Origin of the sequence: Kitasatospora sp. NPDC052868, assembly GCF_044547105.1 — a bacterium.
Lineage (GTDB): Bacteria > Actinomycetota > Actinomycetes > Streptomycetales > Streptomycetaceae > Kitasatospora.
Genome location: NZ_JBITZW010000006.1, coordinates 64,642 through 85,819 on the forward strand (window position 1 = coordinate 64,642; position 21,178 = coordinate 85,819).

Sequence of the window (21,178 nt, forward strand, 5' to 3'; positions counted from 1 at the left end):
GCCCTACGGGGAACCCGGGGGGAAGAGGGTGCTGGGGCGGCGGGTGTGGTCGTCGAAGATGACGTGCTGGCCGGGGGAGGCACCGGACAGTGCCCACAGGCCGATCGCGCAGGCGATGGCGACCAGCACCAGCGCGGTCGAGACCATGATCGCGCGGCGCCGCACCTCGCAGCGCTTCCAGGTCCGTTGGGCGCGCTGGTAGGCGTCGGGGGGCGCCTCGACGGTCGCCGCGAGGTGCGCGAGAACGGCCCGCAACCGCTCTTCGGTGGAAGCGCTCATGCCTGGGTTCCCTTCATGACGCTGCTCAGCCTCGCCATCCCCCTGGAGGCATGGGACTTCACGGCGCCCGGTGAGATACCCATGATCTCCGCGATCTCCGCCTCCTTCAGGTCGAGCCAGTATCGCAGAACCAGCACCTGGTGCTGCCGCGCCGGGAGGGCCGCCAACGCCTTGACCACCAGCCGGTGTTCGTCCCTGATGATCGCCTGGGCCTCGGCCGACAGCTCCAGCCGCTCGATGTGGTGGGTGTGCTTGCGAACCACCCGGAGGTGGCGCAGGCGCATCCGGGCCATGTTGCAGACGGTGCCCCTGAGGTAGCCCAGCGCCGCGTCCGGCGAGCGCAACCGTCCCCATCGACGGTGGAGTTGGTAGAAGGCCTCGGCCACCACGTCCTCGGTGTCCCCGTCGGCGCCGAGCAGGAAGGCCAGCCGGAGGAGTCCGCGGTGGTGGGTGGCGAACAGGTGGGCGATGGCGTCGTCCCGGTCGGCGTCGCGCAGGTTGAAGTCGTCCGACCGGCCGGGCTGTTCCCGGCCCGGCGGCCCGCTCTCCTGCTCGGCGACCATGAAGGCCTCGGCCGCCTGGGCAGCGTGGTTCACGCCCTGCTCCTCATCCGTCGACCCGCACCGCGAATCGCGAGCCTCTGCGCTGGACATCCCGGACCTCCTCCGGGGGCTCGGACCGGCGCGGCACACCGACGCGGTCGAGTACCGGGGTCAGGACCACCACCACCAGGAGGTTGGCGCAGAGCGCCGTGACCGCGACGTACACGGGCAGGTGGACCAGCCCCAGGCCCACGTCGACGACGGAGGAGAAGCCGCCGCTCACCACCATCGCCGTCCCCGCCAGCATGCCCACCGCCCAGCCGGCCAGCAGGGCCCGGTGGTGGAACCATCGGGTGAACGGCGCGAGCCCGACCGCGGGCAGGGTCTGGCTGATCCACACCCCGCCCAGCAGGTGGAGGTTGATCGCGTCCTGCGGGTGGAGGGCCAGCGCGAAGGCGAGGGCGCCCACGATGATCACCACGGCGGCGAAGCCGGCCGCGCGGACCTCGTGCTTCGGGGTGGCGGTCGGGTTGAAGTACTCGGCGTAGATGTTGCGGGCCACCAGGGTCGAGATGCCGATGGCCATCACCGCGGCCGGGAGCAGCGCCGCGATCGCCAGCGCGCCGAGCAGCAGCCCCTCGACCGGGGGCGCGTCGAGCCGGCGCAGCAGCATCGGCACCGCCAGTTCCGCGTGCCCGACCGGGGTCCGGACGTCCAGCGCCAGCGCGACGAAGCCGAGGTAGGCGAACAGGCCGAGCGCGGCGGTCCACAGCGGCAGCGACAGGACGGCGCGGCGCAGCGCGTCGGTGCTGCGGGCGGCGAAGGACACCGTGAGCACCTGCGGGTACATCAGCTGGGCGAGCACCGAGCCCAGGGCGAGCGTCAGATAGGCGGTCTGGGAGCCGGGCGGGGTGAGCGAGCCGAGCCCCTCGGCCGACAGCCGGCGGCCGGCCAGGGCGAACACCTCGCGCGGGCCGGCCACGTTCCGGGTGACCAGGACCAGCACCGCGGCCAGCATGCCGAAGATCAGGACGGCCTTGAAGCGGGCGAACCAGGAGCAGGCCCGCAGTCCGCCGGGGAGCAGGACGAGGACGAGCACGGCGAACACCCCGGCGAGGCCGAGCAGCCCGACGGGGCCGCCCGGATCGACCCCCATGACCCGCAGGACGGCCTCGAGTCCGACCACCTGGAGGACGAGGTAGGGCATCGCGGCCAGGATGCCGGTGAGGGCGACGGCGAGCGCCAACGCGTGCGAGCGGTGCCGGTTGAGCGCCAGATCGGCGGCCGTCACCAGCCCGTGCCGGACGGCGAGTCGGCGCAGTCGCGGGAGCACCACCATGGCGACGGGTTGCAGCAGTATGGTGTAGGCGAGCGCGTAGAGCCCGAACCCGCCGGTGGCGTAGGTGAGTCCGGGGACGGCCACCACGGTGTAGGCGGTGTAGACGGTGCCGCCCAGCAGGACGGCCGTGCCGACCGGACCGAGCCGCCGGCCGGCCAGCGCCCAACCCGACGGCTGGGGAAGCTCCCCCCGGCCCGAGCGCCGTACGGCGACGCCCACGGCGACGGCCACTCCCCCCACAACCATGGCGAACGAGGCCAACGAAACATTGTAGGACATCTGCCGCCTTTGTCTGCATTCCTGTTCAGGCGTTCGACATGTTCATGCGACAGGACCGTAATCCGACCACGTGACGGACGCAACAAACCCGGAGACTCTTCCCACCACCCGAAACACCCACGCCTCCAAATCGGGTCAATTGTCGCGAAGTTCACCATATGCCCTCATTCATGGACTGTGACGTACATCACAGGCGGAATCCCGGAGTGCAGGTAAACCGAAGGGCCGGCCTCGGCAACTCCCCTGCGAGGCGGAGCCTTGGGCCGGCCGTACCGGGTGGGTACGGACGGCCGGAACGAACCTCGTGGAAGGTCGACGGGGACGGTGCGCCGGTCACCGCAAGGGCCGGCGCTCACACGGAGGACCCTTTCCGAATATCCGACCGGAGTACGGGATGCCCCTTTCTGAAAGCTTTCGAGACATTCGAGACAACGGTGCCGACCCGGTGCGGCTGCGCTCCCTGCCGGCCGGCGCCGACCACGCGGACCACGCCGACTACCCGGGCCACACCGACTACCCGGGCCACGGAGTCCCCGGCGGCCCCGGCCGGCCGGGGCCTGCGCCGCAGACGCCGGCCGGCCCCCTGCCGGGCCGCCCGCCGCGCCCGGCGGCCGACCAGGTGATGTTCCGGCTGCTGGGGCCGCTGGAGGTGGTCCACGACGGCCGGCTGCTGCCGCTGGGCGGCGTCATCCAGCGGACCACGCTCGGCTTCCTGCTGCTCCACGCGAACCGGGTGGTCTCCACCACCCAGCTGCTGAAGGCGATGTGGCCGCAGGAGGCCCCGCCGACCGCGCGGAAGATGCTGCAGAACGCCGTGTCGGGCCTGCGCGGGCTGCTGTCCCGCGCCCGCGTCGACCCGCGCGCGGCCGAGCTGGTGAGCCGCGCGCCCGGCTACATGCTGCGGATCGACACCAGCCGCATCGACCTGGCGCACTTTCAGTCGCTCGTCCAGGACGGCCGGGCGAGGCTCGTGGCCGGCTCGCCGGGCGAGGCGGCCCGGCTGCTCCGGGAGGCGCTGGACTGCTGGCGCGGGCCGGTCCTGGAGGACCTCGCCGAGACCGGGATCGACTGGCCGGAGCTGGCCGCGCTGCGCAACTCCCGGATGGCCGCGCTGGAGGACTTCTTCGAGGCCGAGCTGGAGGGCGGCCGCCACCACGAGGTGATGGCCGAGCTGGAGGCCGAGGTCGCCCTGGCCGCTCCCCGCGAGCGGATGTGCCACCTGCTGATGCTGGCGCTCTACCGCTGCGGCCGGCACGTGGAGGCGCTGGGCGTCTACCGCCGGCTCCGCCCGCGGCTGCTGGAGGAGTTCGGGCTGGAGCCCGGCCGGGAGCTCCAGGACCTCTACCAGGCGATCCTGCGGCACGACCCCGCGCTGGACCTGCCCGCCGCGCCCCGGGCCGCTCCCGGGCGGCCGGCCCTGCCGCAACCCGGGCCGCAGCGGCAGCAGCCGACCGGACCGGGCACCGCGTACTGCGCCGAGCCCGTGCCCGGCCCGGGGCGCGGGGTGCCCCTGGCGCGCCTGGGCGCCCCGCGGCCTGCCGCCGCCCCGGCGCTCCCCGACAGCACCCTGCACTCCCCTGACCGGACCGCCGAACTGGACTTGCTGATCAGCCTGTTGACGCTGGTCCGCCGCAAGCGCAAACCGCACGTGGTCACCATCCTGGGCAACCGGGACACCGGGAAGAGCGGGTTGGTCACCGACTTCGGCGACAGCCTGCGGCGGGACGGCGTGGCGACGGTCTGGAGCACCGACGGGAGCACCGACGGGAGCACCGACGGGATCCTCCGGCCCCAGGGCCAGAGCTCCGGCGGGCTGAGCAACGCGCTCGAACAGGCGGCGGCCGGCCACCCGTTGGTGGTCGTCCTGGAGGACCTGCACCACTCCGACGACCCGGTGCTGGACTCGCTCGGCGAGGCCGTCCGCACCCCCGGTCCGCTGCCGCTGATGGTGATCGTCACGGCCCGGCCGGAGCTCGCGGACCGCCGGCCGAGCTGGGACGACACCGCCCCCTGGTCCACCACCATCACCCTCGAACCGCTCTCGGCGGCCTGACGGTTCGTCAGTTCATCAGTGCAGCAAGGAAAACCGGTGCGTCACCGCCGCTCGGTGACGCACCGTCGGATGCCGGTGGCGGACACCTGCGCACGGTACGGCGACCCGACCGCCGTCCGGCTCAGGCGCCGAACCGTGCGACCAGCTCCCGCTTGAGCACCTTCCCGCTGATCCCGAGCGGGAGGGCGTCCAGGAACTCGACCCGCCGCGGGTACATGTGGGCGGCGATCCGCTCCCGGCTCCAGGCGGTGATCCCGGCGGCCAGGGCGGCGTCCGCCACCCTGCCGGGCCTCGGCACCACGACCGCGCACACCTCCTCGCCGTGGACCCGGTCCGGCACGCCGATCACCGCCACCTGCGCGACGGCCGGGTGGTGCACCAGCACCTCCTCCACCTCGCGCGGGTAGACGTTGTAGCCGGCCCGCAGCACCAGGTCCTTCTTCCGGTCCACGATCGTCAGACAGCCGTCGGCGTCCAGCCTGCCGAGGTCCCCGGAGCGGAACCAGCCGTCCACCAGGACCTCGGCGGTCGCGTCGGGGCGGTTGTGGTAGCCGGCCATCACGTTGTGGCCCCGGATCACCACCTCGCCCACCTCGCCGTCGGGCAGCAGCTCGATCCGCCCCTCGACGTCCGCCCGGGCGATGCCCACCCGGACGCCCCAGACCGGCCGGCCCACCGTCCCGGGCCTGGTCGGCCAGGCCTTCTGGTTGTACGCCACCACCGGCGAGGTCTCGGTCAGGCCGTAGCCCTCGTAGACGGTGCAGCCGAACGCCCGCTGCACCTCCTCCAGCACCTTCACCGGGAGGGCCGAGCCGCCCGAGTACGCGCGGTCCAGCCGCGGCCGGGCGGCGCCGTCCTCGGCGACGGCGTCCAGCAGGGCGAGGTACATCGTCGGGACGCCCATGAACACCGTGCAGCCGTGGGCCGCCATCAGCTCGACCGCCCGCCGGCCCTCGAACCGGGGCATCAGCACCAGGGTGGCGCCGACCAGGAAGCAGACGCCCATCCCGCACAGCTGACCGAAGGTGTGGGAGAGCGGCAGACAGCCCAGCAGCCGGTCCTCCGGACGCATGTCGAACGGCGAACGGGCCGTCGTGGTGAGGTTCATGACGATGTTGAGGTGGGTCAGCGCGGCCCCCTTGGGCCGGCCGGTGGTCCCCGAGGTGTAGAGGATGACGGCGATGTCCCCGGGCGCGCGCGGCAGGTGGCCGTCGATCGGCTCGGCCCGCTCGGCGAGCAGGTCGATCCGCGGGACGCCCTCGGCACCCCTGGCGCCCTCGGTGTCCGCCAGGGTGAACACGGCCATCGGCGGGCCCGGTTCGGCCGCCGGGTCCGCCTTGGGCGCCTCCCCGGCCGCCTCCCCGGCCGCCTCCTTCGCCGCCTCCTCGACCGCCCGCAGGGCCTCCGGCAGCGCCGAGGCCGCGCAGACCAGCGTCCGGGCGCCGCTGTCCCGCAGCAGGTGGGCGATCTGCCCGGCGCGCAGCAGCGGGTGGACGGGGACGACCACCGCGCCCAGGGCCAGCACCCCGAAGTACGCCATCGGGAAGTGCGGCGTGTTGGTCAGCAGCAGGGCGACCCGGTCGCCCGGGCCCGTCCCGGCCTCGCGCAGCACGGCCGCGTAGCGCCGGGCCCGCTCCCACAGCTCGCCGTAGCGGATCTCCCGCCCCTCGTGGACGACCGCGGGGTGGTCCGGCCGCCGCAGGGCCGACTCGGCGAGCACCGCCGCGACCGAGAGCGTCGCACCGCCCCCCGAGGTCCCGGTGGCGTCGGTGCGGTCGGTGCGGTCGGTGCGGTCGGTGGCATCCCCGGCGCCCGTGTCGTTCGCGGTATCCATGCGCGGCACAGCCTCCCCTCGGGCGCGCGGCGCACCCGGAAAAGCATGGCACTACCGGTCCGCGGCCGCCGACGGTTCGTCCATCGCCCGGTAATCGCCGGGAAATCGGACAGGCAGTGGCACACCCAGTGGACCGCCGATTACCGCGGAGTGGAAATGGAGAGAGCGATCTCCCTGGACAGTCCGGACGGAGGTCACCTAGCGTGTTCCGGGCCGGGGTGGTCGACCGGTGGCGAAGATTCGTACAGAACACGAAATTCGGGGAGGGGGTCGATATCGTGAACCGGCATCTCGATTTCTTTTCGCAGCGCCTGGCGGAGCCGTCCGGGCGGGGCCGTGAATTCCTGGAGATCGGCCGGATCGCCGGCCGGTACCCCGCCGCGACGACCGCACAGGACCCGACCGGCGGCAGCCTGTCCGAGATCAGCGTCTGGTGCAGCAACGACTATCTCGGAATGGGCCAGCACACCTCCGTGGTGGCCGCCATGCGGCAGGCCGCCGAGGAGTTCGGCGCCGGTTCGGGCGGCTCCCGGAACATCGCCGGGACCAATCACCACCACGTACTCCTGGAAAAGGAGCTGGCCGATCTCCACGGCAAGGAGGAGGCCCTGCTCTTCACCTCCGGATACACCGCCAACGACGGCGCGCTCGCCGTCCTGGCCGGTCTTTCCGGGGACTGCACGGTATTCTCGGACGAGTTGAACCACGCGTCCATCATCGACGGGATCCGGCACAGCGGAGCGGCCAAGCGGATATTCCGGCACAACGACGCCGACCATCTCGACGAACTGCTCGCCGAGGCCGGACCGGACCGGCCGAAGCTGGTCGTGCTGGAGTCGGTGTACTCGATGTCCGGCGATGTCGCGCCGCTCGCCAGGATCGCCGAGATCGCCCGGCGGCACGGCGCGACGACCTACCTCGACGAGGTGCACGCCGTCGGGATGTACGGCCCCCAGGGAGCCGGCATCGCCGCCCGGACCGGGCTGGCGGACGAGTTCACCGTCGTCATGGGCACCCTGGCCAAGGGGTACGGGGTGTGCGGCGGCTACATCGCCGGGCCGGCCGCCCTGGTCGACGCGGTCCGCAGCCTCTCCCGCCCGTTCATCTTCACCACCTCGCTGCCCCCCGCCGTGGCCGCGGCCGCGCTCGCCGCGGTGCGCCACCTCAGGAGGTCCGAGTCCGAACGGGACAGCCTGCGGGCCAACGCGCAGCTGCTCCACCGGCTGCTGACGGAGCGTCGGATCCCGTTCCTCTCCGACATGTCGCACATCGTCTCCGTCCTCGTGGGCGAGGACGAGCTGTGCCGCAAGATGTCCGCCCTGCTGCTGCAGCGCCACGGCGTCTACATCCAGCCGATCAACGCACCGAGCGTCCGGGCCGGCGAGGAGATCCTCCGGATCGCGCCGTCGGCCGTGCACCGGCCCGACGACGTCCGCCGGCTCGCCGACGCCCTCGACACCGTCTGGCGCGACCTCGACGCCCCGCGCGCAGACGGCCCGTGCCGCTACCCGGCCTGACCGGCCAGCCCGGCCCAACCGGCCCGACCTGTTCACCGGGCCGGTCCCGCGAAGGCACCGCGCCACCCCCGCACACCCTTTCCGTCCACCAAAAGGAGCGCATTCCGTGACCGTCACCTCCCAGGTCGTCAGGTCGGCGACCAACAAGATCGCTGACGAGCTCACCACCGAGAGCCTGCTCCAGCTGGCGAACCGCGAGATCGGCGCGATCCACGTCCGGGGCTACTACCCCGTCGACATCGCCAAGGAGGTCGCCCAGAAGGCGATCAACCACCAGGCCCTCGGCAACTACCACAAGCAGCACACCAGCAGCGTCGGCCGCGTCTACATGCCGCACATCGACACCAAGTGGGACGACGAGCTGACCAGGAAGTACCACGACGCGGCCCTGCCGGCGATCGAGGACGTCCGCTCGATGTTCCACCCCTACCTCTCGCCGATCGACCGGGTCCGCCTCCAGCTCCAGGAGCTGTGGCCGTCCGGGGCGAACCTGCTGCGCCTGCGCGGCCGGGCCTGCTTCGTCGGCGCCTTCCGGGTCTTCCAGCCGACGACCTCGGAGTTCTACCCGCACAACGACGCGATCGACCAGGAGAGCGACGCCCCCGAGATCGAGGGCGTGCTCAACCAGCTGGTCGCCAACGTCTACCTCCAGGTCCCCGCGGAGGGCGGCACCCTGCAGCTGTGGCAGCGGGAGCCCACCGAGGAGGAGACCAAGGTCATCCTGGAGGTCGAGGGCCTGGAGCGGGACTCCGTGGAGCCCCCGGTGGTCGAGATCCACCCGGACGCCGGGGACCTCATCATCTTCAGCCCCCGGATGCTGCACGCGGTGACCTCGGGCCAGGGCGAGCACCGGGTCGGCGCGGCCGCCTTCATCGCCTCCAAGGGGCCGCAGGAGCCGCTGCTCTTCTGGAGCTGATCCCGGCTCCCCGCCCGTCCACCGATCCCCGCCCGTCCATCGATCGAGAACCGATCAAGAGTCGACACGCAGAGGACTACGGCAGATGCTCCCGGCGCTGGTTCACGCGCACGCGAAGGCTCATCCGAACCGAACAGCCGTCACCGCAGGTCGCGAACTCCTGACCTACGCTCAACTCGACGACAGGGTTTGTCGGCTGATCCGTCGCCTGCGCCACCGGGGCATCGGCCGCGGCCACCTGGTCGGCGTCTACCTCGACCGCACGCCCGACGCGGTCGCGGCCATGCTGGCGGTCCTCGGCGCGGGCGCCGCCTACACGGTGGTCGACCCGGCCGAACCGGCCTCGAAGGACACGGGAGGCCTGGCGGCCGGCCCCGACCTCGTGCTCAGCTCGCCCCGGTACCAGGAGGACCTGCGCCGGCGCGGACTGGAGGTGCTGGACGTCTTGGGCGTGTTCGACGCCGTGGACGTCCGGCCGCCGCACGAGGACGGGGCCGACCGGCCCGGGCCCGCGCAGGACGACACCGCGTACGTGCTGTTCACGTCCGGCTCCACCGGGGTGCCCAAGGGCGTGATGGTCACCCACGGCAACATCCGGCACTACACCGAATCGCTGCTCGCCCGGCTCGACGTCACCGAGCCGCTGCACTACGCGCACGTCACCACGCTCGCCGCCGACCTCGGCAACACCAGCGTCTTCCTCGCCCTGTGGACCGGCGGCACCCTGCACCTGGTGGACGAGGCGACCCGGCGCGACCCCGCCGGCCTGCTCCGCTACCTGCAGAGCGAGCGGATCGACGTCCTCAAGACCACCCCCTCGCACTGGACCGTCCTCTTCCAGGCCTACGGGCTGGACGAGCACTCCCGGCCCGCCCTGCGCCACCTGCTGCTCGGCGGCGAGCTGCTGTCCCTGCCGCTCGCCCGCCGCATCCTCGCCTCCGGCGTCACCCGCACCCTGGTCAACCACTACGGGCCCACCGAGGCGACGGTCGGCGTCGCAACACACCTGCTCACCGGCGAGGCCGACCTCGACGCCCTGGGCGACGCCGCCTCCGTCCCGATCGGCAGCCCGCTGGGGGCGACCGGCCTCTACGTCCGCACCCCGGACGGCGCGTTCCACCAGCGGGACGCCACCGGCGAGCTGTACATCGCCGGCCCCTCGGTGGCGCTCGGCTACCGGGCGAACCCGCAGGCCACCGCGGCGGCCTTCACCGACGAGCTGGACGACGCCGCCCCCGGCGCCGGCCGCGCCTACCGCACGGGCGACCGGGTGCGCGCCGACGCCCGGGGCGTGCTGGAGTTCCTCGGCCGCGGCGACCGGCAGGTCAAGGTCGGCGGCTACCGGGTGGAGCTCGGCCATGTCGAGGCCGGGCTGCGCCGGCTGCCGGCCGTGGCCGACGCCCTCGCCCTGCTGCTCCCCGGGGAGCGCACCAGGCTGGTCGCCGCGGTCGCGGCGCGGGCCGACGCCGCCGACGGCCGGTCCGCCGACCTGCGGGCGCAGTTGCGCGAGCTGCTGCCGTCCTACATGATCCCCTACCGGATCGAGGTGTTCGAGGCCTTCCCGCGCACCGGCAACGGGAAGACCGACCAGCGCGCGCTGCGGAGCCTGATCGAGAGCCGACTCGCCGACCGCACCGAGCAGGCCCGCGCCACCGACGACCCGCTGCTCGCCGAGGTGTGCGAGGCCTGGCGGCGCCAGCTCGGTCACGACGACTTCGGTGTCCACGACGACTTCACCCTGGTCGGCGGCAACTCCATCGACGCCATCCAGGTCATCGCGGACCTCCAGGCCAGGGGCCACCGGGTCTCGGCCGCCGGCTTCCTGGCCGAGCCCACCGCGGCGGCGCTGGCCGACCGGCTGCGGGCCGGCCGGGATGCCGCCGAACCCGGCCCGGGTGCCGGCCGCGAGCCCGTCCCGACGGACGACACCGCGCTGTCGCCGGCCCAGGAGTGGTTCTTCCGGCAGGGGTTCGCCCAGCCCGACCAGTGGAACCAGGCCCTGCTGCTGGACACCGACCGGTCCGTGCGGCCCGCCGAACTGGCCGCCGCCGTGGCGGACGTGGTCGCCCTGCACCCCCTGCTGCACACCGCCTTCCGGCCCGAACCCGGCGGCGGCCACCGCCGGGTGCCCGTCGACCCCCCGGCCGTGTTCACCACCTCCGCCCTGCCCGCGGCGGAGGCCCCGGCCGCCCGGCACATCCGGGACACCGCCGCCGAGCTGCAGACCCGGATCCGGATCGCCGACGGCGCGCTCTTCCGGGCCCACCTCTTCCTCGGCCCCACCCGGGCCCACCTGCTGCTCGTCTGCCACCACCTGTCCGTCGACGCCGTCTCCTGGCGCATCGTGGTCAACGACCTCAGCCGCCGCTACGGCGAGCGGATCCGCGGCGCCGCCCCCGGCACCGCGGCGGCCCCGACCGACTTCGGCGCCTGGGCCACCCATCTGCGCGCCCAGGCCCCCGCCCTGCGGCCCGACCTGGCGCACTGGGAGGGCCTCGGCCGGTTCCCCGCGGTGCCGAGCCCGTCCCCCGCCGGCGACAACCGGGAGGAGGACGCCCAGGCGGTCTGGTTCCGGCTCTCCCGCGCCGAGACCGACACCCTGGCCCGCGCGGCCGCGGCCAGCACCGGCATGCCCCCGCAGGCGGCCCTGCTCGGCGCCTTCGCCCAGGCGCTCTCCCGCCAACGCGGCACCGACGAGGTCGTGGTGGACGTGGAGAGCCACGGCCGGGTCTCCCTTGACGAGTCGGTCGAGGTCTCCCGGGTGGTGGGCTGGTTCACCTCCACCTTCCCCGTCCGGATCGACACCGTGGCCGACGACGCGGCCGCCACCGGCAAGGCCGCCGCGGCGGCCCTGGCCGACATCCCGCGCCACGGCGTCGCGTACGGCCTGCACGGCCTGCCGCAGCGCACCGACGTCTGCTTCAACTACCTCGGGACGCTGGCCCTGCCGCACGGCGACGACCTGCGCCTGGCACCGTCGCGCCGGCAGCTCGGCCCGGTGCGCGGACCGCGCAACGACCGCGGCCACGCCCTCAAGCTCACCGCTCGCGTCCACGACGGCCAGCTGGTCGCCGACCTGTCCTACCCGCCGCGGCGGCACGACCCCGAGCAGATGCTCGCCCTGGCCCGCGCCACCCGCGCGCACCTCCTGGAGGTCGCCGGACTCCCCCCGGCCGAGGGGCAGTTCGTGGTGGAGCAGGGTTCCAGCACCGGGCTGCTCGCCCAGGTGCCGCGCGCCCTGCACTGCGAACCCCCGGCCGGCGCGGTCCGGGAGTACGACAACGTCCTGCTGACCGGCGCCACCGGCTTCATCGGCGCGCACCTGCTGCACCTCCTGCTGACCCGCACCACGGGCCGAGTGCAGTGCCTGGTCCGCGGCCGGGACGGCCACCCCGCCGCCGAGCGGCTGCGGGACGCCTACGCCTGGCACCTGCCGGGCGAGGACCTGGACCGGTACGCCGACCGCGTCACGGTACTGTCCGGGGACCTCGCCGAGCCCGGCTTCGGCCTCGCCGAGGAGGAGCAGGAGCGGCTGCGCCGCGAGGTCGGCGCGATCTACCACCTGGCCGCCGACACCCGGCTGTTCGGCGACCGCGAGACCTTCGACCGGCTGAACATCGAGCCGCTGCAGGCGCTGATCCGGCTGGCCTCCACCGGCCGGCCCAAGGACCTGCACTACGCCTCCACCCTGGCGGTGTCCGGCAGCGGCCCGCAGGGCGCGGCGGCGGTCTTCTCCGAGGAGAGCCTGAACGTCGGCCAGCAGTTCCTCAACGAGTACGAGCGCAGCAAGTTCGACGCGGAGCGCCTGGTCCACGCGTTCGTCGCGGCCGGCGGCGCCGGGTTCATCTACCGCTCCGGCAACGTCTCCGGGCACTCGGTGTCCGGCCGCTTCCAGCGCAACGGCGGTGACAACCGGCTGGTCCAACTGCTGCGCGCCGCCGTGCGGATCGGGCGGGTGCCCCGGGTCGGCGCCCGCACCCTGGCGCTCAGCCCGGTGGACCTGGTGGCCGAGGGCATCCTGGAGATCTCCCGCAGCGAACGGGTGCGCGGCGGGACCTTCCACGTCGACACCCACCACGAGGTCGGCTACGAGGACGTCTTCACCGTGCTGCGCGAGCTCGGCTGCACCCTGGAGCAGGACGAGGCCGCGGACTTCGCCTCGCTGTTCGGGCGCTACCTCGGCGAGCGCGACGAGCAGGTCGCCCTTGCGCACTTCTGGGCGAGCCGGCCCGAACGCAACGTCCGGTACGACCACACCCGCACCAGGCGCCTGCTCGCCCACCTCGACGTGGAGTTCCCCGCGCCCGAACGCGGCTGGCTGCACAAGTACTTCACCGGCCTGATCGACCAGGGCGAGTTCTCCCTCGCCGCAGACAAGTAGGGGTACGACATGACAGAGGGACGCATCGCCGTCGTCACCGGGTCCTCCTCCGGGATCGGACGCGCCGTCACCCGCCACCTCGTCCGCCGGGGCGCCCGCGTGGTGGCCGCCGGGCGGCGGGCCGAACGACTCGCCGAACTCGCCGCGGAGCTGGCCGAAGAGCCGGGCAGCGCGGTCCCGTTCGCCGGCGACATCACCGCGCCCGGCCACACCGAGGAGCTGCTCGCCGCGGCCGAACGGGAGTGGGGGCCGGCCGACGTCTTCGTCGCCTCCGCGGGGCTGGGCCTGCCCGGGACGGTCCTGGGCTCCGACCCGTCCAGGTGGGAGGAGCTCGTCCAGGCGAACTACCTCGCCGTGCTGCGTCAACTGCGCGCCTGCGCAGCCGAGTTCGTCAAGCAGGCGGAGGCCGACGGCGGCGCCCGGGTGCGGGACCTGGTGGTCGTCGGCTCCACCGTCGGCCGGCAGGTCTCGGCGGCCAACCCGGTGTACGGCTCGACCAAGTTCGCCGTGCACTCGCTGGTCGAGGCGCTGCGCCAGGAGGTGTGCACGCACAACATCCGGGTGACCCTGATCGAACCGGGCTTCGTCCGCTCCGGATTCCAGGCCGCCGCCGGGTACGATGCCGCGTGGTTCGAGGCCATCGCCGAGGAGAACGGGCCGCTGTTGACGCCCGAGGACGTCGCCGACGTCATCGGGTTCGCGATCGGTCGCCCGAAGCACGTCCACCTCGACGACATCCGCCTGCGCCCCACCCGCCAGCGGGCCTGAGGCCGGCGGTCGGTGCGCGGGGCGGCCTCAGGCCCGGCCGGGCGCAGTACCCGCCCGCCCGCGAGTCCCGCCACCTTCGAAGGAGCCCCCCTTGGACGCGTTCATCGACGACCTGTTCTCCCTGAAGGGCCGTCAGGCCCTCGTCACCGGGGGCAGTTCGGGAATCGGACTGGCGATCGCCTCGGCCCTGTGCCGGGCCGGCGCCGAGGTGGTGCTGGCCGCCCGCCGCGCCGAGCCGCTGGCGGAGGCGGTCCGCACGCTGCGCGCCGAGGGCGGCACCGCCGACTGGATCGACGCCGACCTGGGCGACCGCGACGCCACCCACCGGCTCGCCGACACCCTGCTGGAGCGGCACGGCGCCCCGGACATCCTGGTCAACTCGGCCGGGGTCAACATCCGCCCCCCGCTGGAGGAGTTGACCGAGGCGGACTGGGACCGCACGCTGCGCACCAACCTGGACGCGCCGTTCGTGCTCGGCCAGCGGTTCGGCCCGCGGATGGCGGAGAACGGCTGGGGGCGGATCATCAACATCGCCTCTCAGCAGGCCGTCCGGGCGTTCGGCAACAGCGGCGCCTACGGGGTCTCCAAGGCGGCGCTGACCGCACTGACCCGCTCCCAGGCGGAGGCCTGGTCGGCGCGCGGCGTCTGCGTCAACGCCATCGCGCCGGGCTTCGTCCACACCCCGCTGAACGAGGCGGTCTTCCGGGACCCGGTCCGGACGGAGGCCATGGCGCGCCGCACGATGGCCGGACGCAACAGCGAGCTGGGCGACTTCACCGGGGTCGCGGTCTTCCTGGCGAGCGCGGCCTCGTCCTACGTGACCGGCCAGACCATCTTCGTCGACGGGGGTTTCTCCTCCACCTGACAGCCGCGAAGCGGTAGGCCCCCCAGCCGCCCGTCGGACCAACCGCACGAGGAGCACGAGGAGTTCCGTTGTCACGTAACAAACCGGTGGTGGTACTGGTCGATGCCTACACCTCGGGCAGGTACCTCTCGCCCGAGTTCATCGCCCTGGGCGCCGAGACGGTGCACGTGCAGAGCACGCCCGAGTTCATGCCCTCGATGCCGGCTCCCGACCTGGGCGACTACCTGGCGAACATCGTCCACGAGGACGTGGAGACGACCGTCGAACTGCTCTCCAAGTACGAGCCGGTGGCGGTGCTGGCCGGCCAGGAGCCCGGGGTGACGCTCGCCGACACGCTGTCGGAGCGGCTCGGTGTGCCGACCAACGGAACCCCGCTCTCCGAGGCCCGGCGGGACAAGTACCTGATGATCGAGACGCTGCGGGAGGCCGGGCTGCGCTGCGCCGAGCAGTTCAAGGGCTCCGAGGTGGCGGACCTGGTCGGCTGGGCGCAGCGCGCCGCGGCCTACCCCGTGGTGGTGAAGCCGCTCAAGTCCGCCGCCGGCGACGGCGTGTTCGTCTGCGCCGACGCCGAGGAGGTGCGGGCGGCCGCCGAGGCCGTCCTCTCCTCGGACACGATCTACTGCGAGACCAACCGGGAGGCGCTGGTCCAGTCGTACCTGCACGGCGCGGAGTACGTCGTCGACATGGTGTCGTACGGCGGCCGCCGCTACGTCTGCGGGGTGTGGATGTACCACAAGCGGCTGCTTCCCAACGGCCGCAACATCTACGACTGGGAGCACCTGCTGGGCGCCGACGAGGGCCCGGCGCCGGCCCTGATCGACTACGTGGACCGGTCGCTGACGGCACTGGGCGTGGACTACGGCCCGACGCACGCGGAGGTCATCCTCACCCCCGACGGCCCCGCCCTGGTGGAGGTCGGCTCCCGGATCGCCGGGAACATGCACCCGGGGTTCCACGACGCGTGCGCGGGCGGCAACCAGGCCACCCTGACCGCGCTCGCCTACCTCGACCCCGGGCGCTTCCTGACGGAGTACGCGGGCCGCCGCTACACCCGGCGCGGCGAGGCCGTCTGCTCCACCACCTCCACCGCGCTGTCCGGCGTGGTGGAGGCCGTCGACCAGCAGGTGGTGGCCGAACTGGGCGGCCTGGAGACGGTGTTCGGGCTCAACCTCAAGATCGAGCCGGGCGGGCGGATACGCCCGACCGTGGACCTCTACTCCAGCACCATGAGGATCTTCCTGCACGGCGCCACCGCGGACGCCGTGCGGCGCGACCGGCAGCGCATCGAGGAGCTCAAGGACCGCGTGTACCTGATCCGTCCCGACGAGTGTGAGTGAGTCATGACCAGTGTGGTAGTTGCCATCGTCCCGGGCGCGGCCGTCAGGCCCGCCGAGATCGCCGCGGCCGCGGCCGCCTGCGGGCAGACCCCGGTCTTCGTGGCCCTGGCCGGCGCCCTCGGTGAGCCGGAGCTGGCGGAGTGCGCGGCCCTCGGCCCCGTCCTCGCCTGCGACCCGCAGGATCCGGGCCGGACGGTCGAACAGCTGCGGCGCCACCACCCGGCCGGCGTCACGACCTTCAGCGAGGCGATGGTCCCGCTGATCTCCGAGCTCGGCGACGGGCTGGGCCTGTCCTTCCACGACCCCGACACCGTCACCCTGCTCACCGACAAGTGGGCCCAGCGGCGGCGGCTGGCCGAGGCCGGGGTGGACGCCGTCCGCTGCACCGTGGTGACCGGCCGGGACGAGCTGCTGGCCGAACTCACGGCCCACAACGGCCCGGTGGTGGTCAAGCCGGTGCGAAGCCAGGGCAGCCGCGACACCTACTACGTGCCGGAGCCCGGCGCGCTGCCCGCCGGCCTGACGCCCACCCCCGAACGCCCCTTCGTGGTCGAGGAGTTCCTGCGCGGCCGCGGCGAGGGCGACTTCGCCGACTACGTGTCGGTCGAGGGGCTGGTGGAGGACGGCCGGGTGCAGACGCTCGGGATCAGCGGCAAGCTGCCGATGATCACCCCGTTCCGCGAGGTGGGCGCGTTCTTCCCCTCGCACCTGCCCGAGGCGGAGCTGGAGGCGATCGCCCGGCTGGCCGCGGACGCCGTCCGGGCGCTGGGCGTGCGGCGCGGGCTGGTCCACAGCGAGGTCAAGCTGACCGCCGACGGCCCGCGGCTGATCGAGGTCAACGGCCGCATCGGCGGGTACAAGAGCGAGCTGTACGGCCGGGTGACGGGGGCGGACTGGCTGGCCTTCGGCATCGCGGTGGCCTGCGGCCAGCCGGTCGGCACGGTCGCCCCCGCGCGCTCGGACACCGTCGAGTTCCAGTTCTTCAACAACCCGCCGCTGGAGGGCGGGGTGCTGCGCCGGGTCGAGGGCGTGGACGCCGTCCTCCGGGAGCCCGGGGTGATCGACCACCTCGCCCGGTTCCCGGTGGGCAGCACGCTGGCGCCGGAGGGCGGCACGCTCTGGATGGACCTGCTGCGCGGCAGCGCGCCGGACCACGCCGGCATGCTGAAGACCATCGACCAGTGCCTGGCGCAGATGCGGTTCCACATCGAGGCGCCGGACGGCGTCACCCGGGTGTGGCAGGCGGGCCGGGGCGGACTGTGCGCCGTCGACTAGCCGCCCTGCTCGGCGCGCGCCCGCCGGAGGGCACCGGCGGGCTGCTGGCCGCCACCCTGGTGCTGTCCGTCGGCAAGGGCACCTTCCTCGCCACCGTGATGGTCTACCTGCTGAAGACGGCCGGGCTGGGCACGCTGGCCGCGTCGACGGCGCTCTCCCTGTGGGGCGCGGCGTCGGTCGCGGTGGCGTTCCCGGTCGGGGCGCTGATCGACCGCGGCCTGGGCCGGCAGGCGGGGGCGCTCTCCGCCGTCTGCACGGCCGTCCTGGTGCCGCTCACCGGTCAGGTGCACACGCCGTGGCTGCTGATGCTGGTGCTCTGCGCGGCCGGCGGCTTCGACAGCGCCGGCAACGTGGTGCGCCGGGGCCTGATCGCGGGCGCGGCCGGCAGCGGGGTGAAGGGGCTCGCCTGGGCGCGCACCGTCACCAACGTCGGCTTCGCGCTGGGTGCGCTGGTGGCGGTGCGGCTGCTGTCGGCGAACTCCGCCTCCGGGTACGCCCTGGCCTACGGGGTGATCGGCGGCGTCTACGTGCTGATGGCGGTCTGCTTCCTGCTGACGCCGCTCGGCGCCCGGCCCGGACCGGCGGCCGCCACCGCGGCCGGGCGGCCGGGCGGGGAGGACGCCGACCGGCCGCGCGCCCGGCGCAGCGGCGGGCTGCTCGCGCTGTCCACGGCGATCCTCACCGTGCACACCACCCTGCTCACCACCGTGCTGCCGCTGTGGATCACCGAGCACACCGACGTCCCGGTGTCCGCGATGGGGTGGCTGTTCATGATCAACACCCTGATCACGATCGGCGGCCAGATCCCGGTGAGCCGGCTCGCCACGACCACCGCGGGGGCGCTGCGGTGCTTCCGGGGCTCGGCCGTCTGGACGGCGACCTGCTGCGTGCTGCTGGGCCTGGTCAGCCATGTGCCGACCGGCGTCCAGGTGGCCGTCCTGGTCACCGCGACGATCGCGCTGACCGTCGGCGAGCTGCTGGAGGCCGCCGGCGAGTGGGGGCTGTCCGCGACCCTCGCCGCCGAGGGCGAGCACGGCTTCTACCAGAGCGCCTGCGTGGTCGGCGAGGCCACCCAGAGCGCCGTCGGCCCGCTGCTCGTCGGCAGTCTGCTCACCGCACTGCCGGTGGCCGGCTGGGTGCTGCTGATGGGCGGGATCGGCACCGGCCGGTACGTCGCGGGCCGCGTCCTGCCGTCCGCCCGGGCCGGCGAGGTCCGGCCGGCCCCCTCGCTCTGATCGGACCACCGACTGATCGGACCACCGACGCCCAACCACGACAACCGGGAGCATTCCATGAAGGGTTCACCCAGCGTCAACGGTGCACGACTGCGGGCCATCACCAACTGGGTCTTCCTGCGCGCGGCGGGGAACGACCGGCCGCGGATCATTCCCCCGCGCACCGTCTTCCCGGCGGTGCGGAAGCTGGAGACGGTCTTCCCGACCCTCCAGGCCGAGGTCGACGAGCTGCTCAGGAACCGGAACATCCCGAAGTACGGCACCTTCGACCCGGTCCGGGCCGCCCAGGTGTCGGAGGACTGGAAGCTGTACTACGCGTACATGTTCGGGCGGCCGAACGAGCTGGCCCGCACCGAACTCCCGTCGCTGCTCGCGTTCGCGGAGTCCACGCCGAACGTGATCAACGCCTTCGTCTCCATCCTCGACCCCAAGGTGCCGCTGCCCCCGCACCGGGACCCGTACGCGGGGATCCTCCGCTACCACCTCGGCGTGCGGATACCCACCGACAACCCGCCCCGGATCCGGCTGGAGCGGGACTACTACACCTGGCGGGAGGGCGAGGGCACCGTCCTCGACGTCTCGCACGAGCACGAGGTGATCAACGAGAGCGAGGAGCCGAGGATCATCGTGATCGTCGACTTCCGGCGTCCGATGGGCGTGTTCGCCGACCTGCTCAACCGGTACTGCCTCTGGCAGAAGCGCAAGTGGGCGCCGCAGTTCGTCGAGGCGGCCAAGTACGACGTCATGCACGCGGCCTGACCCCGTGGAGGGGGGCGCGGCGGGCGGGTCGGGGAGGTCCTCGACCGGCCCGCCCGCCGGGCCCCACCCCCTCGGGACACCCCCGATCCGTCGAGGCGAAGCGAAGTGGAGGCCCTGATGACCAGCGAGACCGGCACGGTCGGCGCCACCGCCCCGGCCGGGGCCCGCGGCGCCGGGCCCGCGGACGGCCCGCCGCCCGCCGACGGCCGGTACGTCCAGCGGCTGCTGGAGGTGTTCGACGCCGCACCCGGGCGGGTCGCCGTCCGCTGGCGGGGCGGCGCCGTCACGGCGGCGGAGCTGGCCCGCTCGATCAGGTCGGCGGCGCGGGTCCTGCACCGCCACGGGGTCGGGGCGGGCGGCGCGGGCCGCGGCGAGCGGCCGGTGGTCGGCGTGCTGACCGTCACCAACAGCCCGGCCACCCTGGTGCTGCGGTACGCGGCGAACCTGCTCGGCGCCACCGCGCTGCACCTGCACACCGCGAACGCGGTGGACCCGCAGAGCCGGTTCACCGACGACGACCTGCTGGAGCTGATCGCCCCGAGCGGGGTGGCCGTCCTGGCGGTGGACGCCGAACACGCCGACACGGCGCGCCGGCTCCGCGGCCGGCTGCCCGACCCGCCGCGGCTGGCCTCGATCGGCGCCACCGGGCCCGACCTGCTGGACCTGCTCGACCCGGCCGCCGACGGCGGGGGCCCGGCCGAGTCCTCGGAACCGGCCGACCTCGCAGACCTCGCCGAACTCGCCGAGGAGCCCGGTGTGGTGACCTACACCAGCGGCTCCACCGGCCGGCCCAAGGGGGTGGCGTCCGCGTTTCGGCTGCGCAGCCTGGCCGTCGCCGCGGGGCTGGCCTCGGAGTTCCGGTCGGTGTGCCTGGTCACCCTGCCGCTCAGCCACATGGCCGGGGTGATGGCCGACGGCGCCCTGGCCTCCGGCGGCACCGTGCTGCTCCACCAGGGCTTCGAGCCGGGCGAGGTGCTGCGCGCCGTCCGGACCCACCGGGTCACCCGGATGACGCTCAGCCCTCCCCAGCTGTACCGGCTGCTGGACCACCCGGACGCCGCCGCGACCGACCTCTCCAGCCTCAAGGTGGTCAACTACCTCGGCTGCCCGGCCTCCCCGGAGCGGCTGACCAGGGCGGTCGGGCTGTTCGGGCCGATCCTGCTGCAGACCTACGGGACGAGCGAGGCGGGGACGGTCACCCGGCTGACCCCGGAGGAGCACCTCGACCCGGCCCTGCTGGCCACCGTCGGGCGGCCGACCGTCGCCGAGATCCGGATCCTCGACCCGGACGGCCGGCCGCTGCCGCCCGGCGAGGTGGGCGAGATCTGTGTGCGCTCACCGCACGCGATGCTCGGCTACTGGGCCGACCCCGACCTGACCGCGCGGACCGTCCGCGACGGCTGGCTGCACACCGGCGACCTCGGCCGGACGGACCGGCTCGGCTACCTGAGCGTCCACGGCCGGATCGCCGACGTGATCAAGACCAACGGGATCAAGCTCCACCCCGAGGCGGTGGAGCGGGCCGTCCTGGCCCACCCCGACGTCGCCCAGGCCGCGGTCTTCGCCGTGGTCGCCGGGGACCGCACCGAACGGGCCCGGGCCGCCGTCGTCCTGCGCCCCGGCGGCCGCGTCACCGCCGACGGGCTGGCCCGGCACATCCGCGCCGCGCTCACCCCCGAGCACGTGCCGGCCGCGATCACCTTCCACGCCGAACTCCCGCTGGGCCCCACCGGCAAGCCCGACCGGGCCGCCCTGCGGGCCCTGTCCGACCAGGACCCGGCCTAGGGCCTGGACCCGCC

General features: G+C 73.7%; 15 protein-coding genes. 11 read left to right on the forward strand and 4 right to left on the reverse strand.

Annotation, left to right across the window (positions count from 1 at the left end; all coding sequences use genetic code 11):
• Window positions 1-3: 3 nt before the first annotated feature.
• Genes ACIGZJ_RS12635 through ACIGZJ_RS12645 form a run of 3 tightly spaced genes read right to left on the reverse strand, consistent with a single transcriptional unit; the run spans window position 4 to window position 2,421 of the window.
• Window positions 4-279 carry a hypothetical protein gene (locus ACIGZJ_RS12635; RefSeq protein WP_396457170.1) on the reverse strand — a complete coding sequence of 92 codons (276 nt, stop codon included), beginning with the start codon at window positions 277-279 and terminating at the stop codon, window positions 4-6.
• A complete protein-coding gene (locus ACIGZJ_RS12640) occupies window positions 276-875 on the reverse strand; it encodes a SigE family RNA polymerase sigma factor (RefSeq protein ID WP_396457171.1) in 600 nt (199 codons plus the stop codon). The genes ACIGZJ_RS12635 and ACIGZJ_RS12640 overlap by 4 nt, the downstream gene beginning before the upstream one ends.
• A 10-nt stretch (window positions 876-885) precedes the next feature.
• The gene (locus tag ACIGZJ_RS12645) at window positions 886-2,421 is read right to left on the reverse strand and encodes a sodium:solute symporter (protein WP_396457172.1); all 1,536 of its coding nucleotides are present in this window, start codon (window positions 2,419-2,421) and stop codon (window positions 886-888) included.
• Window positions 2,422-2,884: 463 nt separating this feature from the next.
• Here ACIGZJ_RS12645 and ACIGZJ_RS12650 point away from each other — a divergent pair, with 463 nt between their 5' ends.
• Complete coding sequence (locus ACIGZJ_RS12650) at window positions 2,885-4,492, forward strand: BTAD domain-containing putative transcriptional regulator (protein ID WP_396457173.1); 1,608 nt, start codon at window positions 2,885-2,887, stop codon at window positions 4,490-4,492.
• A 121-nt stretch (window positions 4,493-4,613) separates the two neighbouring features.
• Here the strand turns inward: ACIGZJ_RS12650 and ACIGZJ_RS12655 are convergent, their stop codons facing one another.
• Window positions 4,614-6,326, reverse strand: coding sequence for a long-chain fatty acid--CoA ligase (locus tag ACIGZJ_RS12655; RefSeq protein ID WP_396457174.1), 1,713 nt, complete (start codon window positions 6,324-6,326; stop codon window positions 4,614-4,616).
• A gap of 278 nt (window positions 6,327-6,604) precedes the next feature.
• Between ACIGZJ_RS12655 and hemA the strand changes: the two genes are divergently transcribed.
• The 10 genes from hemA to ACIGZJ_RS12705 all read left to right on the forward strand — a co-directional run bounded on the left by hemA (window position 6,605) and on the right by ACIGZJ_RS12705 (window position 21,164).
• Complete coding sequence (gene hemA, locus ACIGZJ_RS12660) at window positions 6,605-7,843, forward strand: 5-aminolevulinate synthase (protein WP_396457175.1); 1,239 nt, start codon at window positions 6,605-6,607, stop codon at window positions 7,841-7,843.
• Between the two features lie 106 nt (window positions 7,844-7,949).
• On the forward strand, window positions 7,950-8,759 hold the full coding sequence (locus ACIGZJ_RS12665; RefSeq protein ID WP_392939998.1) for a 2OG-Fe(II) oxygenase: 810 nt from the start codon (window positions 7,950-7,952) through the stop codon (window positions 8,757-8,759).
• A gap of 85 nt (window positions 8,760-8,844) precedes the next feature.
• Window positions 8,845-13,140, forward strand: a complete 4,296-nt coding sequence (locus ACIGZJ_RS12670; protein WP_396457176.1) for an amino acid adenylation domain-containing protein — start codon at window positions 8,845-8,847, stop codon at window positions 13,138-13,140.
• Between the two features lie 9 nt (window positions 13,141-13,149).
• Window positions 13,150-13,908, forward strand: a complete 759-nt coding sequence (locus ACIGZJ_RS12675; RefSeq protein WP_396457177.1) for an SDR family oxidoreductase — start codon at window positions 13,150-13,152, stop codon at window positions 13,906-13,908.
• Between the two features lie 91 nt (window positions 13,909-13,999).
• Window positions 14,000-14,773 (forward strand): SDR family NAD(P)-dependent oxidoreductase, encoded by a 774-nt coding sequence (locus ACIGZJ_RS12680; protein ID WP_392940004.1) that lies wholly within the window; start codon window positions 14,000-14,002, stop codon window positions 14,771-14,773.
• A gap of 68 nt (window positions 14,774-14,841) precedes the next feature.
• The gene (locus ACIGZJ_RS12685) at window positions 14,842-16,110 is read left to right on the forward strand and encodes an ATP-grasp domain-containing protein (protein WP_396457178.1); all 1,269 of its coding nucleotides are present in this window, start codon (window positions 14,842-14,844) and stop codon (window positions 16,108-16,110) included.
• A gap of 3 nt (window positions 16,111-16,113) precedes the next feature.
• On the forward strand, window positions 16,114-17,385 hold the full coding sequence (locus tag ACIGZJ_RS12690) for an acetyl-CoA carboxylase biotin carboxylase subunit family protein (protein ID WP_396457179.1): 1,272 nt from the start codon (window positions 16,114-16,116) through the stop codon (window positions 17,383-17,385).
• On the forward strand, window positions 17,370-18,620 hold the full coding sequence (locus tag ACIGZJ_RS12695; RefSeq protein ID WP_396457180.1) for a hypothetical protein: 1,251 nt from the start codon (window positions 17,370-17,372) through the stop codon (window positions 18,618-18,620). The genes ACIGZJ_RS12690 and ACIGZJ_RS12695 overlap by 16 nt, the downstream gene beginning before the upstream one ends.
• Before the next feature lie 57 nt (window positions 18,621-18,677).
• Entirely contained in the window at window positions 18,678-19,379 is a 702-nt protein-coding gene (locus tag ACIGZJ_RS12700; RefSeq protein ID WP_392940012.1) for an aspartyl/asparaginyl beta-hydroxylase domain-containing protein, read from the forward strand.
• A gap of 117 nt (window positions 19,380-19,496) precedes the next feature.
• Window positions 19,497-21,164: an AMP-binding protein gene (locus ACIGZJ_RS12705; protein WP_396457181.1), complete on the forward strand. Its 1,668-nt coding sequence runs from the start codon at window positions 19,497-19,499 to the stop codon at window positions 21,162-21,164.
• Window positions 21,165-21,178 lie beyond the last annotated feature (14 nt).

Coding starts and splice junctions, on each gene's coding strand:
- ACIGZJ_RS12635 (WP_396457170.1), bottom strand. CDS start 279: ATGAGCGCTTCCACCGAAGAGCGGTTGCGGGCCGTTCTCGCGCACCTC.
- ACIGZJ_RS12655 (WP_396457174.1), bottom strand. CDS start 6,326: ATGGATACCGCGAACGACACGGGCGCCGGGGATGCCACCGACCGCACC.
- ACIGZJ_RS12670 (WP_396457176.1), top strand. CDS start 8,845: ATGCTCCCGGCGCTGGTTCACGCGCACGCGAAGGCTCATCCGAACCGA.
- ACIGZJ_RS12675 (WP_396457177.1), top strand. CDS start 13,150: ATGACAGAGGGACGCATCGCCGTCGTCACCGGGTCCTCCTCCGGGATC.
- ACIGZJ_RS12690 (WP_396457179.1), top strand. CDS start 16,114: ATGACCAGTGTGGTAGTTGCCATCGTCCCGGGCGCGGCCGTCAGGCCC.
- ACIGZJ_RS12700 (WP_392940012.1), top strand. CDS start 18,678: ATGAAGGGTTCACCCAGCGTCAACGGTGCACGACTGCGGGCCATCACC.
- ACIGZJ_RS12705 (WP_396457181.1), top strand. CDS start 19,497: ATGACCAGCGAGACCGGCACGGTCGGCGCCACCGCCCCGGCCGGGGCC.